The organism is Vibrio sp. 1CM8B, from assembly GCF_023161685.1.
Lineage (GTDB): Bacteria > Pseudomonadota > Gammaproteobacteria > Enterobacterales > Vibrionaceae > Vibrio > Vibrio coralliirubri.
In genome coordinates this window covers 72,652-86,506 of sequence record NZ_JALNTU010000002.1, presented here as the reverse complement: position 1 = coordinate 86,506, position 13,855 = coordinate 72,652, and the positions used below count along the sequence as shown (strand labels likewise).

Genomic DNA, 13,855 nt, shown 5'->3' with positions numbered 1-13,855 from the left:
GAAGAATCGAAACAAAAAGGTCTTCCATGAGTTGGCTTGAAAAGATTTTAGAAAAAAGCAACATCGTAACATCTCGTAAAGCGTCTATCCCTGAGGGTGTTTGGACTAAATGTACTTCTTGTGAGCAGGTTCTGTACCATGCTGAACTAGAGCGTAACCTAGAAGTATGTCCAAAATGTGACCATCACATGCGCATGAAAGCACGTCGCCGTCTGGATACATTCCTAGACAAAGGTGAGCGTGTTGAACTAGGTGCTGATCTTGAGCCACAAGACAAGCTGAAGTTTAAAGACTCTAAGCGTTACAAAGAACGTATCTCTGCTGCTCAAAAGAACAGTGGTGAAACAGACGCATTAGTTGCAATGAAAGGCGAACTATTGGGTTTACCTATCGTAGCGTGTGCTTTTGAATTCTCATTCATGGGCGGCTCAATGGGTTCTGTTGTTGGTGCTCGTTTCGTGAAAGCGGTAGATGCTGCTATCGAGAACAACTGTGGTTTAGTGTGTTTCTCTGCAAGTGGTGGTGCTCGTATGCAAGAGGCATTGATGTCTCTAATGCAAATGGCGAAAACCAGTGCTGCGCTTGAGCGTTTGTCTGCGAAAGGCCTACCGTTTGTTTCAGTCATGACTGATCCAACAATGGGTGGTGTTTCTGCAAGTTTGGCAATGCTTGGCGATATCAACATTGGTGAGCCAAAAGCACTGATCGGTTTTGCTGGACGTCGTGTAATCGAACAAACGGTACGTGAAGACCTTCCTGAAGGTTTCCAACGCAGTGAGTTCCTACTAGACCACGGTGCTATCGACATGATCGTTGACCGTCGTGAGATGCGTCAGCGCGTTGCAAGCCTTGTTGCTAAAATGACCAACCAGCCTTCACCATTAGTAGTTTCTGTGAACGATTCACCGAATGAAGCTACTTATGAAGTACCAGAAGCGCCAGAAAAAGGGTAAAGTACCTTCTAACAAACCAACTTTATTATGGTTATGAGTTAGATGAGTCAACAACCTATTCCTCAAGCCACATCCTCTTTGGAGATGTGGCTTGATTATTTATCAAACATCCACACAAGCGCTATTGATCTTGGATTAGACCGAGTTCAGGCCGTCGCCTCTAAGGCAAACCTCACCAAACCTGCTCAACATGTTATTACTGTTGCCGGAACCAATGGCAAAGGCTCAACATGTGCACTGATGGAAGCGATTCTATTGGACGCTGGTTACTCAGTTGGTGTCTACAGCTCTCCTCACTTAATTCGCTATAACGAACGTGTTCGTATCAACGGCCAAGATCTATCTGATGAAAAGATGGTTCAGTCTTTCGATTTCATTGAGAAAGAGCGTGGCGAAATCAGCCTGAGTTTTTTCGAATATGGCACTTTAGCGGCGTTACGTGCATTTCAAACTGAAGCGGTTGATGTTGTGCTTTTAGAAGTGGGTTTAGGCGGGCGCTTAGACGCGACCAATATCGTTGAGCATGATGTTTCTGTGATTACTAGTTTGGCTGTCGACCATGTTGACTGGCTAGGTGATGACATTAATGTGATTGGCTTTGAGAAAGCGGGCATTTATCGCAGCGGTAAACCCGCTATCTGTGGTCAACCCAAGCCACCAGCAACGGTTGCAGCGCACGCTGATGATATTAAGGCTGAGTTCTACCAAGTCGGTATTCAATACACTTATGATGTTGACGGTGATACGTGGAACTGGCGCAGTGGGGCATTCCAACTAGAATCACTACCTATTCCAAGCCTGCCGCTACCTAACGCGGCAACAGCATTAATGGCATTGGGCACATCAGAGCTTAGTATTAGTGACGTGAACGTGGTTAACGGCATGAAGAATGCGCAGCTTCCAGGGCGTATGCAGCAAATTAGCGAACAACCCGTGATTGTGCTGGATGTGGCGCACAACCCGCATTCTGCTGAATACTTTGCGCAGCAAGTTACGAAAAAGTATGCAGGTAAAAATTTACACGTTGTAGTCGCCATGCTTCATGACAAAGATATCCCAGCGACATTGGAAGTATTAGCGCCAATCGCAACTCATTGGTATCCAGCTTCATTGCAAGGGCCACGCGCTGCGACAGCCGCTGAACTGTGTCAAAGCCTACCAGAAGGCGTAGAACAGCATTCAAACCCTGTCACAGCTTTTGAAGCGGCTTTAGCTTCTGTTAAAGGTGACGATGTTGTGTTGGTTGTCGGTTCTTTCCATACCGTGGGTGAAGTGTTGGAGCATTGGCAGAAAAAAGGAAACTAAATGGCAAGTAAATTCCAAAGCCGATTAGTCGGCACCATCATTTTAGTGGCCATTGGCGTGATTGTATTACCCGATGTGCTAGATGGTAAGAAGCTCCACTATAAAGAAGAGTTTGCAAGCATTCCGATTAAGCCTGAGCTTGATAGTAATGTTGAAGTGTTTGAAGTACTCGATCCCGTTGAAGATCAGATAGCGCTACCAGATTCTCCGGTTGAGCAAGTGGTTGAAAGTGGTCGTACTGATAATTCAGATTCGCAAACGGCATCGGTTTCTGAAAAAGAAGCAGATAAAGTAGCAGTCGTGGTTAAGCCAGTACCGGAAAAAAATGAATACCAAGACAGTGCTTGGATTATTCAATTGATGGCTTTGAAGAATGCTGACAATGCAAAAAACGTTGTTAAGGATCTGCAAAAGCGTGGTTATCAGGCTCACACCAAGCAAGAAAAAACATTTACGCGAGTAATTATTGGCCCGGATGTCTCTAAATCCAAACTTGAGCGACAAATTAAGGAATTAGAAAAAATTACGGGTTCAAAAGGCCAATTGCTCAAATTTAAACCGTTAAACCCATAAGAAAACGTTTGCGTCAGCATTTTTTCTGTTAAAATGCGCGCCAACTTAAGATGAAGAATTCATGAATTGGTTAGATTTTGTCATTTTAGGCGTGATCGGCTTCTCTGCCGTGATCAGTTTAGTCCGTGGTTTCGCTAAAGAAGCCTTGTCACTCGTTATTTGGTTTGGAGCATTTTTTATTGCTAGCCAGTACTACGCTAAATTAGCGATGTACTTCACCAATATCGAAGATGAGATGTTTCGAAACGGAACTGCGATAGCAGCATTGTTTGTTGCAACGTTAGTTGTGGGTGCCTTAGTTAACTATGTCATCGGTCAACTAGTTCAGAAAACAGGCCTGTCAGGTACAGACAGAATCCTCGGTGTCGTCTTTGGTGGCTTACGTGGTGTTTTGATTGTTTCTGCAGTGTTGTTTTTCATGGATGCGTTTACTGCATTCCCAAGTTCTGAGTGGTGGAAGAATTCGCAATTGGTTCCGGAATTTAGTCGAATCATTGCGCCGTTCTTCGAGCATTTACAAGCAACATCTAGTTTCTTATCTGGCGCGCTCTAGCGCCAGTTAATGTCGAAAAATCGAGGATTAGGACATGTGTGGTATTGTTGGAATCGTGGGTTCAACACCTGTAAACCAGTCTATTTATGACGCTTTAACGGTATTGCAGCATCGTGGCCAAGATGCCGCTGGTATTTGTACCATAGAAAGCAATCGTTTCCGTCTGCGTAAGGCGAACGGTTTAGTAAAAGATGTTTTTGAAGCAAAACACATGCAGCGCCTACAAGGTGAAGTCGGTATTGGCCATGTTCGTTATCCTACTGCGGGTAGTTCAAGTGCGTCTGAAGCTCAGCCTTTCTACGTAAACTCTCCTTTTGGCATTACGTTGGCGCACAACGGTAACCTGACGAACGCAAACGAAGTTCGTGAAAAGTTGTTCGAAAAAGACCGTCGTCATGTAAACACAACCTCTGACTCTGAAGTTCTACTGAACGTATTAGCTCATGAGATCGATACCGTTAAAGGTAACGTAACTTCAGATGACGTTTTCCGTGCTGTGGCAAATGTGCACCGTACAATTCGTGGTGCTTACGCTGTAACGGCGATGATCATCGGCCACGGTATGATCGCATTCCGTGACCCACACGGTATTCGTCCACTGTGTCTTGGTAAGCGTGAAGTTCAAGGTAAAACAGAGTACATGGTTGCGTCTGAATCGGTAGCACTCGATGCTGTTGGTTTCGACTTCATGCGCGACGTAGCACCAGGTGAAGCTATCTACGCAACGTTTGACGGTGAGCTTTTCACTAAGCAATGTGCAGACAACCCACAACTAAACCCATGTATCTTTGAGTTTGTATACTTTGCACGCCCAGATTCATTCATCGACAAAATCTCGGTTTACAGCGCACGCGTTGAGATGGGTGAGATGCTTGGTAAGCGTATTAAAGAAGAGTACGCAGACTTAGATATTGATGTGGTTATCCCAATCCCTGAAACATCAAACGATATTGCGCTACGAATCGCTCAAGCGATCAATAAGCCATACCGTCAAGGTTTCGTGAAAAACCGTTATGTTGGCCGCACGTTCATCATGCCTGGTCAGCAACAGCGTAAGAAGTCGGTTCGCCGTAAGCTCAACGCAATCCGCTCTGAGTTTAAAGGTAAGAACGTTCTTCTGGTTGACGATTCTATCGTTCGCGGCACAACATCAGAGCAGATCATTGAGATGGCTCGTGATTCTGGCGCAAACAAGGTCTTCATGGTTTCAGCTGCTCCAGAGGTTCGCTTCCCTAACGTTTACGGCATTGATATGCCGAGCGCGACAGAGCTGATTGCTCATGGTCGTGATAACGAAACGATTTGTAAGCAGATTGGCGCAGACGCATTGATTTTCCAAACGCTACCAGATCTGATTTCTGCAGTGGGTATGGGTAATCAAGACATCTCTCGTTTCGATACTTCTGTATTTAACGGCGAGTATGTAACGGGCGATATCGACCAAGCGTACCTAGATTTCCTAGACTCTTTGCGTAATGATGACTCAAAGGTTCAACGTGAGATTCAACAAGATCTTGCTAACTTAGAGTTACACAACGAAGGCGCTTAATTAGCGTTTCGTCAGTAATAAAGAGTTTTAGTTAGCCATGATTCATTATTGCTAGCGATAAAGAAAATAAAAAACCAGAGGTTCGGCTCTGGTTTTTTTGTTTATAGAGAAGGGGATTGACCTTAATGAATGTGGTATGCGATCACAAAATCAATAAACAATCTCACTTTCTCTGGTAGATGGTCTTTGTGGTTATAAAGCATGTAAATATCACGAGGGTTAGCGCTCCAGTCTTCTAAGACTTGTACCAAGCTGCCATCTTCAATGTATTCACGGATCATCACGTCAGGCATTAGGGTGATACCTAGGCCTTCTGAGCACGCTTGTCTCACGACATTAAGCGCATTGGCGTTGAAACGACCTTTTTCGCTATTCACCACCGTTTCTTCATTCGAATTACTCAGCTGCCACTTAATCAGCGGATAGCCTTTGAGTAGCGAATGGTTCGCTAGCTCTTCAGCATGGCTTGGAGCTGGGTTCTTCGCTAAGTACTCAGGGCTCGCGATAAGAATATCTTTGACTTCACTGATTTTTCGAGCGATTAGGCTTGAATCACGCTGCGGTCCGACACGGAAAATCACGTCCCACTCCGTTGGATCCAGCTGATCTGCTTGGTTGTTCATCATCAGCTCAATATTGATATCAGGGTATTGAGTCATGAATTCACTGAACATTGGCATCATCATGCGCTTGGTCAGATTTGAGGGTGCCGTAATACGAATCTTACCGGAAGCGCCTTTGCACACGTCGGTTAACTCTTCTGCAGTAGAAGAGAGACGTTGCAACAGCGGAGAGCATTCATTGAAGAAACGTTCGCCTGCCTCTGTTAAAGAAAGTTTACGCGCGTGTCTATTGAGAAGCCTAAGGTTCAAAGAATCTTCTAAGGCTTGGATGCGTCGTGTGATGGTCGCAACCGGAATCATAGTCTTGCGCGATGTTGCGGTGTAGCTCCCATTTTCAACGACGAGTCGAAAGAGGTTTAAATCATCTAATTTCATAAATCCAGACACATTTGTTTACAATCTCATCTAATTTATACGTAACAGTGAGATCAATGTTTGCGTTACGTCAACTCGTTGCACTATTTACAAGTATTCCAACCCTCGTCACGAATTACCAGTAAAGAGTGCAAATTTGTGTATTTAGCATTTTATTACTAAGTTTTATATTAGTTCTTAGAACAGATAACAATAATAATTCGACTTAGTTTTGTGAGGTTATAGATTATGTACAAAACTCACAGTCAGCCAGTAATGACCTCGGCTCAGGAAGTAATTAACCAAAAATGCGTGATGTTGGTTGATGATGATCCTATTTTTCGCCGTATAACCAGCGCGTACCTAGATAAGGTCGGTTATAAAGTGGTTGAGGCTGAAAATGGACTGGACGCTTTGCAGAAACTTAGAGACTCAGCGCCAGATTTAATTGTGTGTGACTTATCAATGCCAATACTTGATGGCATCGAGCTTGTGGAAGAGCTCAGTTTGGAGTACCCGTCACTGCCTATGATCGTGGTGTCCGGCACTGATGATATGTCTGATGTGGCTAAAGCGTTGCGATTTGGTATTAAAGACTTCTTAGCGAAACCGTTAGAGGATCACCGTCACCTAGGAAGTGCGATTGCGAATACATTGACCGATTCGTTCGATAACATTTCAGACCAACGAGATTTTTCGAGCCAGTGGTTCTGTGTGGATGATGGGGGAGAGATCCCTGAAGACCAAGAACTGCATTGGCATCTGGATTACCTTCAAGATAATCCAAGCGCAGCAAAAGACTTACTGCATGCGTTGCTTCCAGAGAAAGATACGCGACAAGGATCATGGCGTTGCAGTTACCGGTTACTGCAATCAACAGAGATGATGCCACTTGTGTTTGATTATGCGTGGATGATGAACGGGCAGTTTGCTTTTTACCTCGTCGATTCATCGTCGTCTGATAATGGCGGCTCCGCGACAACATTGTTAGTGAGAGCGCTGTTCCACGATTACATAAGAAACAGAAAAGATTTTAACGTTGATCTCAAAGATATCGCTGAGATCTTAGAGAAGGGGATTCGTTGCTCTAAATGTTCCACCCCAGTGAATGCTTTGTTTGGTGTTGCGGACCTTGCCGAGGGAACCATCTCCATTTTACCTGCGGGTTTAGATGGGCAATGGTCGAATGGTGAATTGAATCAACATATTGCAGCAGGTGAGCGCTTGGGCGAGAACTGCAAGAAGAACTTTATTACGCGGGACCTTCCGATCGAACAGGGCTGCCAACTTTCGTTGAGCCTACTTGGATCGGCAAGTTTTAGTTTAGACATACACCAAGGGTCTACTGATTAACCCTATATTTCCTCGGTTTTTGTGAATAATTGATTAAGGTATAGTTGCGCAAATGGTGTAGCTATGCCTTTTTTGTTAAATGTCGATTTAGCAAAGCGGGTTTGGTTCGCCGGATACTTACCTTTACTAACAAAAACAAGAAGCAATCATGGCAGATAACAAAGACTTTCAAGACCCGTTTAATGTATTCTACTTTTTAGGATTTTTAGCCGCATTTTTAATGATTCCATTGCTACCAGCAACACTTACGTTGATCCGTGTATTCAATGGTTACGCAACATTCTAGTTAAGCTGTCGTCGCCGGTTGGTGATAGCTAACTCAAGGAGGCCACAATTAGCGTTCGAGTTTTAAGCCTCAATATTGCTGGTGGCCTTTGTATATTTCTCGCAGTTCTAGGGATAGTTTTGCCCGTTCTGCCAACCACTCCTTTTCTCCTTCTTGCTAGCGCATGCTTCATGCGAAGCAATCCGAAAGTTCATAAATGGATGCATGAGCACAAAACGCTGGGTCCTTTGTTGAATAATTGGTATCAACACGGTGCCGTCACCAAACAAGTTAAAACGCGTGGCGTATTCTTTATCTTGTTGAGTTTTGCGTTATCCATCTACTTTGCCCCTATCATTTGGGTCAAGGCTTTCCTAATTTGCGTACTTGTTATTCTTCTCACATGGTTTATGCGACTTCCAACCCATGAGTTGGTTGCTGACAGCAAAGAAAATCACTACCATTAAGCCAGTGTGCCTGCTTGTATAGCGGGCGTTTATTATTTCAGCAATCAGAGTTATGACTCTCGTTGCAATGAATACCAATCGTACCTTTCCTTAATTCCGAGCGTTGATGTTTGATTCGTTAACGAGAGTTTGGAAAGCGGCCTAATGAAGTGCATAAGATTATGAACACAGAAAAAATCTCTCTGATCAAAGCAAGCATCAAAAGCATTCCTGATTACCCTAAAGCGGGTATTTTGTTCCGTGACGTAACAAGCTTGATGGAAGATCCAGTAGCTTACAAAGCGACTATCGACCTGCTAGCGGAAACATACAAGGACATGGGCTTTACTAAGATCGTTGGTACTGAAGCTCGTGGTTTCCTATTTGGTGCGCCTTTGGCACTTGAGCTAGGTGTTGGCTTCATTCCTGTTCGTAAGCCGGGCAAGCTGCCTCGTCAAACTGTGGCACAATCTTATGAGCTTGAGTACGGCACCGACACTCTAGAAATCCATACTGATGCTATCGTTGAAGGCGATAAAGTGCTTATGGTTGATGATTTGCTAGCAACGGGCGGTACGATTGAAGCAACAACAAAGTTGATTCGTCAGCTTGGTGGTGTGGTAGAACACGCTGCATTTGTTATTAACCTTCCAGAAATCGGTGGTGACAAGCGCTTACAAGGCTTAGGTCTAGAAGTGTTTAGCATCTGCGAATTCGACGGTCACTAATCCTTTTCGGAATTATTCATGAGCTATCTTGCGTTAGCGCGAAAATGGCGACCAACCAAATTCAAAGAAGTGGTTGGTCAAGCCCATGTTTTAACAGCATTAGAGAATGCCCTCAGCCAGAATAGGTTGCACCACGCATACCTGTTCAGCGGTACACGAGGTGTTGGTAAAACAACCATCGGCCGTTTGTTTGCTAAGGGACTCAACTGTGAAACAGGCATTACCTCAACACCTTGTGGTGAATGTGCAACCTGTAAAGAAATCGATGAAGGTCGCTTTGTTGACCTACTTGAGATTGATGCGGCATCACGTACAAAGGTAGAAGATACCCGCGAGCTTCTGGATAATGTTCAGTACAAGCCTGCACGTGGCCGCTTCAAGGTTTACCTAATCGATGAAGTCCACATGCTTTCTAGGCACAGCTTTAACGCACTTCTAAAGACGTTAGAAGAGCCGCCTGAGTATGTGAAATTCTTGCTTGCAACAACGGATCCACAGAAGCTTCCTGTAACGATTTTGTCGCGTTGTCTGCAGTTCCATCTTAAGCCGATCAGCGTTGATAATATTCACGAGCAGCTCGATCATATTCTTGAACAAGAAGATGTGACGTCTGAATCTCGTGCGCTTGGAATGATTGCTCATGCTGCTGATGGCAGTATGCGTGATGCACTAAGCCTTACAGACCAAGCTATCGCATTGGGTAACGGCAATGTCGTAACCGATACTGTTGCTCACATGCTCGGAACACTGGATACCGACCAAGCTATCCACTTGCTTGAAGCGATTAGCAGTAAGCAGCCACAGCAAGCGATGGCGTGTATCCAAAGCCTTGCTGAGAACGGTGTTGAGTGGGATGGTTTGCTGAATCAGCTTGCGGCCCAACTGCATCGTCTTGCGATGTTCCAAGCTTTGCCATCTACATTAGATAAGGCACAGCCTGATGCAGAGAAGCTTGAACTACTGAGCAAAGCGCTTAGCCCACAAGACATTCAACTCTACTACCAGATCGTGTTGAAAGGACGTGAAGACTTACCATTGTCGCCAACCGCTCGCGTTGGTATTGAGATGGTGGTTTTACGCATGTTGGCATTTAGACCAGCTGAACAAGCGGTTGCTACTGCAATCTCGACTCAGTCGGCAAGCCCAGCGCCAGTTCAAGCAGCTCAAGCTCAGAGCGTTGCTCAATCAGTGAGTCAACCTGCGCCAATGGCAGCTCCGAGACAGCCTCAGATGCAACAACAGGCGCCTCAACAGCAGCCTATGCAGCAGCAACCCGTACAACAGGCTCCGCAGCAGAATCCAGCACAGTATTCAGATTCGCAAGGTTGCGCTGATCACTCAGGCAACCAAGGTTATCCAGAACAGGATTACCCGCATAGCCAGTATGATGCGCCTCCTGCTTATGATGAGCGTCCAAGCTACGGTGCAGAGCAGCCTCAGCAGCAACAAACGAATTATCAGAACCAGAGTCCGGTTCAACAGCCAAGCGCTGCACCTTCTGCTCCGCAAGAGCAGCCAGCGCGTGCAACTTCGCCTGTGAGTGGTTTACGCCACCAATTACGTTCTCAACGTAGAGGCAGTTCGGCAACAGAAAACAAAGGCTCGGCGCCAAAAAAGGCTAAAGCGACACCAGCTAAAACTTCAGTTCTTGATCGAGTTGCTCAGCAACACGGTGGTTCTGAGCGGGTGTCGCCAGCTTCTTTATCAGCCTCTTCGACAGAAAATGTGACCAACGATAATGAACCTTATCGCTGGAAACCGTCTAAACCTGTAGTGAAAGAGGTGAGCAAAGAGCTTACACCTACTCAAATCAAGCGTGCGTTAGAGCATATTAAGACACCAGAAATGGTCGACAAATTGCTTCAAGAGTCGATTGCTCAAGATGAATGGTCCGCCACGATTCAAAAGCTAGAGACAGCCAAGCTTGTTGAACAGTTAGCATTGAACTCAGTGTTTGCTAAAAACGACACATCAATCACTTTAACGTTAAGAGCGAGCCAAGCTCACTTGAATACGGACCGTGCACAGAGTGAGCTATTGCAGTCTCTCAATACTGTGCTTGGGGAAGAGTGTCATTTGAGTGTTGAAATCGGTGATGGTGGAGAAACGCCGCTAGAATTACGAGAACGATTGTATCAAGGTAAGTTGAAAGACGCGTTTACCGCTTTAGAAAACGATGCCAACGTACAGTTCATTGAAAGACGTTTTGCCGCTGAACTCGACAGAGACAGCGTTCGTCCTATCTAGAACGTTTTCTTGTTTAGTGACCGGCGTATCATCCCAGATAAGCAAACCTGAGAACTGAACATCGAGGGGTTGAATCACACTGTTTTAACCCCCATTTAAGCTCGTATAGCTTAATTAATTTTAATAAACCAATTAGACCAGAGAGTATTAACATGTTTGGTAAAGGCGGTATGGGCAACATGATGAAGCAAGCCCAGCAAATGCAAGAGCGCATGCAAAAGCTTCAAGAAGAAATCGCAAATATGGAAGTTACAGGTGAGTCAGGTGCTGGCCTTGTAAAAGTAACGATCACTGGTAGCCACAGCGTTCGCCGTGTTGATATCGATGAAAGCCTAATGGAAGACGATAAAGAGATGCTTGAAGATCTTATCGCTGCTGCTTTCAACGATGCGGCTCGTCGCGTTGAAGAAACTCAAAAAGAGAAAATGGCTAGCGTAACTGGCGGAATGCAACTTCCACCAGGTATGAAGATGCCTTTCTAAGTAACTTATTCTTAAAGGTTAATTCAGGTGGTGGTTTGTGTTGAACAGGCTATTACCTGAACATTAGAACGGTTAAATATGCGTACCAGTCATATGCTGGAGCATTTGATGGAGGCCTTACGTTGTCTACCTGGGGTTGGCCCCAAGTCGGCGCAGCGTATGGCCTTTCATTTGTTACAGCGCGATAGAAAAGGCGGCCTACAGTTGGCTGAAGCTCTTAGCCAAGCAATGACCGAAATTGGTCACTGTAATGAGTGCCGTACTTTTACTGAAGAAGATACTTGCCACATTTGTACCAATCCTAAACGTCAGGAAAATGGTCAAATCTGTGTAGTAGAGAGCCCTGCAGACATTGCAGCAATAGAAGCGACAGGCCAATATTCAGGCCGTTACTTTGTATTGATGGGTCACCTTTCACCACTTGATGGCATTGGTCCAAGTGACATCGGTCTCGATGTTTTGGACTACCGCCTGCGTCGTGGTGATATCTCTGAAGTAATCCTAGCGACTAACCCAACAGTTGAAGGGGAAGCAACAGCGCATTACATTGCTGAGCTATGTAATGCCCATGAAGTGAACGCTAGCCGTATCGCTCATGGTGTTCCCGTTGGTGGTGAGCTAGAGCTGGTGGATGGCACCACGCTTTCGCACTCCTTACTCGGTCGTCATAAGATCTAAAAAAGCCGCTTGGTGAATCATCACTAAGCGGCTTTTTCTTTTATTGCTTTAGACGTTTTTCAGCGCTTAATCTGAACCTCTTACCGCTTTGTATATCATCGCGCCAATCACGGCACCAATAATCGGTGCAACCCAGAATAACCATAATTGCGAAACGGCCCAATCACCGACAAACACCGCCACGCCAGTACTTCGAGCAGGGTTCACAGAGGTGTTAGTGACAGGGATACTGATAAGGTGAATCAAGGTCAAACAGAGACCAATTGCAATGGGTGCAAACCCAGCAGGCGCTTTTGAATCAGTTGCGCCCATGATCACGAATAGGAATACCATGGTCATGACCACTTCACAGACCAGTGCAGCAGTTAGTGAGTAGCCGCCCGGTGAGTGTTCACCGTAACCATTTGAAGCAAAGCCAGATGCCGCAGCGTCGAAACCTGCTTGGCCTGAAGCAATCACAAATAACACTCCACCCGCGATAATACCGCCAATGACCTGGGCAATAATGTAAGGTGCGACGTCTTTGGCATCAAAGCGACCACCGCTCCACAATCCAATAGTAACAGCAGGGTTGAGGTGACAGCCGGATATATGGCCAATAGCAAAAGCCATGGTGAGTACGGTTAAACCAAAGGCGAGGGAAACCCCGAGCAAGCCGATACCTACATCGGGAAAAGCGGCGGCTAAGACGGCACTACCACAACCACCTAACACCAACCAAAATGTACCGAACATTTCTGCGATATACCTATTCATAACGATCCTTATTAATCTGTACCAGTATCAACAAGATAGTTTAGATTTCGAAGAATTGTGAAATCTTGGGCATATAGGAGGAAGAAAAGGTCAGCTAATCTTAGGTAATGGCTTCTAACTCGATCAGGTTATCAAGGGCTTCTTGGTCGGTTTGACCACAAATGATAGGGCAAGCTTTGAATTGGTGACATACCTTCGGGCGTGAAGGTTGACCAAACAATTTGCAGAGATCTTGCTCATTTAATTGGATGCAGCGTACGCCAGCAGGCTTACCATTAGGCATTCCAGGAATAGCAGATGTAATACTCGGAGCGATACAACATGCTCCACAACCAAGACGACATTCCATCAAATTAAACTCACTAAATAACAGGGTGCGCGATAGTAGCAAAAAATGATGAGAGTGACAGCTGTTGATTGAATCAAAGAATGAACAATTATTATCCTTGAACTTTTTATGGGCTAGCGGTATAACACGCACCCCAGTAAAAGAGTAAGAAGTAATCCTATGACGAATCCATTTTGGCAAGAAAAGACACTAGAGCAAATGACCGAGAATGAGTGGGAATCACTTTGTGACGGTTGTGGTAAGTGCTGCCTGCATAAACTAATGGATGAAGATAGCGATGAAGTTTACTACACCAACGTTGCGTGCAGCTGGTTAAACGACAAAACATGCTCGTGTAAAGACTACCCGAACCGCTTCACTTCAGGTGAAGAGTGTTTGAAGCTGACTCGTGACAAGATCGATGAATTTCACTGGCTACCAGACACTTGTGCTTACCGTCTTCTATCAGAATCTAAGCCGATCCCTGAGTGGCACCCATTGATCACCGGATCAAAAACAGAGATGCATGCAGCAGGTGAAAGCGTTCGTAACAAAGTAGTGTACGAAATTGATGTTGTCGATTGGGAAGACCACATCTTGAACCACCCAAACCGCTAGTTAACGAAGGCTAGTCAATCACCCGAATAAAAAAAGGCTCACAT

16 protein-coding genes are annotated in these 13,855 nt (G+C 45.2%); 13 read left to right on the top strand and 3 right to left on the bottom strand.

Features of this window, described 5'->3' with window-relative positions; translation table 11 throughout:
• Nucleotides 1-26: 26 nt before the first annotated feature.
• The 5 genes from accD to purF all read left to right on the top strand — a co-directional run bounded on the left by accD (nt 27) and on the right by purF (nt 4,933).
• Nucleotides 27-953, top strand: coding sequence for an acetyl-CoA carboxylase, carboxyltransferase subunit beta (gene accD / locus MSG36_RS04155; RefSeq protein WP_017062348.1), 927 nt, complete (start codon nt 27-29; stop codon nt 951-953).
• 42 nt (nt 954-995) lie between these two features.
• The gene (gene folC, locus MSG36_RS04150) at nt 996-2,258 is read left to right on the top strand and encodes a bifunctional tetrahydrofolate synthase/dihydrofolate synthase (RefSeq protein WP_050647390.1); all 1,263 of its coding nucleotides are present in this window, start codon (nt 996-998) and stop codon (nt 2,256-2,258) included.
• The gene (locus MSG36_RS04145; protein WP_048611509.1) at nt 2,259-2,831 is read left to right on the top strand and encodes an SPOR domain-containing protein; all 573 of its coding nucleotides are present in this window, start codon (nt 2,259-2,261) and stop codon (nt 2,829-2,831) included.
• Nucleotides 2,832-2,892: 61 nt separating this feature from the next.
• A complete protein-coding gene (locus MSG36_RS04140) occupies nt 2,893-3,384 on the top strand; it encodes a CvpA family protein (RefSeq protein WP_009848678.1) in 492 nt (163 codons plus the stop codon).
• A gap of 34 nt (nt 3,385-3,418) precedes the next feature.
• A complete protein-coding gene (gene purF / locus MSG36_RS04135) occupies nt 3,419-4,933 on the top strand; it encodes an amidophosphoribosyltransferase (RefSeq protein WP_017066676.1) in 1,515 nt (504 codons plus the stop codon).
• A 122-nt stretch (nt 4,934-5,055) separates the two neighbouring features.
• Here the strand turns inward: purF and MSG36_RS04130 are convergent, their stop codons facing one another.
• Nucleotides 5,056-5,931: a LysR family transcriptional regulator gene (locus MSG36_RS04130; RefSeq protein ID WP_017067604.1), complete on the bottom strand. Its 876-nt coding sequence runs from the start codon at nt 5,929-5,931 to the stop codon at nt 5,056-5,058.
• Between the two features lie 228 nt (nt 5,932-6,159).
• On the opposite strand from MSG36_RS04130, the gene MSG36_RS04125 reads away from it, so the two are divergent.
• The 7 genes from MSG36_RS04125 to recR all read left to right on the top strand — a co-directional run bounded on the left by MSG36_RS04125 (nt 6,160) and on the right by recR (nt 12,109).
• The gene (locus tag MSG36_RS04125; RefSeq protein WP_248366480.1) at nt 6,160-7,263 is read left to right on the top strand and encodes a response regulator; all 1,104 of its coding nucleotides are present in this window, start codon (nt 6,160-6,162) and stop codon (nt 7,261-7,263) included.
• Nucleotides 7,264-7,411: 148 nt separating this feature from the next.
• Nucleotides 7,412-7,549 (top strand): hypothetical protein, encoded by a 138-nt coding sequence (locus MSG36_RS04120; RefSeq protein ID WP_017067606.1) that lies wholly within the window; start codon nt 7,412-7,414, stop codon nt 7,547-7,549.
• Between the two features lie 74 nt (nt 7,550-7,623).
• Complete coding sequence (locus MSG36_RS04115; protein WP_029225617.1) at nt 7,624-7,995, top strand: YbaN family protein; 372 nt, start codon at nt 7,624-7,626, stop codon at nt 7,993-7,995.
• Nucleotides 7,996-8,156: 161 nt separating this feature from the next.
• A complete protein-coding gene (gene apt, locus MSG36_RS04110) occupies nt 8,157-8,702 on the top strand; it encodes an adenine phosphoribosyltransferase (protein WP_017062340.1) in 546 nt (181 codons plus the stop codon).
• Between the two features lie 18 nt (nt 8,703-8,720).
• The gene (dnaX, locus tag MSG36_RS04105; RefSeq protein ID WP_248366478.1) at nt 8,721-10,949 is read left to right on the top strand and encodes a DNA polymerase III subunit gamma/tau; all 2,229 of its coding nucleotides are present in this window, start codon (nt 8,721-8,723) and stop codon (nt 10,947-10,949) included.
• 152 nt (nt 10,950-11,101) lie between these two features.
• Nucleotides 11,102-11,431 carry a YbaB/EbfC family nucleoid-associated protein gene (locus tag MSG36_RS04100; RefSeq protein ID WP_017062338.1) on the top strand — a complete coding sequence of 110 codons (330 nt, stop codon included), beginning with the start codon at nt 11,102-11,104 and terminating at the stop codon, nt 11,429-11,431.
• A gap of 78 nt (nt 11,432-11,509) precedes the next feature.
• Nucleotides 11,510-12,109 carry a recombination mediator RecR gene (gene recR / locus MSG36_RS04095; RefSeq protein WP_019823189.1) on the top strand — a complete coding sequence of 200 codons (600 nt, stop codon included), beginning with the start codon at nt 11,510-11,512 and terminating at the stop codon, nt 12,107-12,109.
• 66 nt (nt 12,110-12,175) lie between these two features.
• Here the strand turns inward: recR and aqpZ are convergent, their stop codons facing one another.
• Complete coding sequence (aqpZ, locus tag MSG36_RS04090; protein WP_048610468.1) at nt 12,176-12,865, bottom strand: aquaporin Z; 690 nt, start codon at nt 12,863-12,865, stop codon at nt 12,176-12,178.
• Nucleotides 12,866-12,965: 100 nt separating this feature from the next.
• A complete protein-coding gene (locus MSG36_RS04085) occupies nt 12,966-13,214 on the bottom strand; it encodes a YkgJ family cysteine cluster protein (RefSeq protein ID WP_248366476.1) in 249 nt (82 codons plus the stop codon).
• Between the two features lie 159 nt (nt 13,215-13,373).
• Here MSG36_RS04085 and MSG36_RS04080 point away from each other — a divergent pair, with 159 nt between their 5' ends.
• Complete coding sequence (locus MSG36_RS04080) at nt 13,374-13,811, top strand: YcgN family cysteine cluster protein (protein ID WP_017059388.1); 438 nt, start codon at nt 13,374-13,376, stop codon at nt 13,809-13,811.
• Nucleotides 13,812-13,855: the final 44 nt, after the last annotated feature.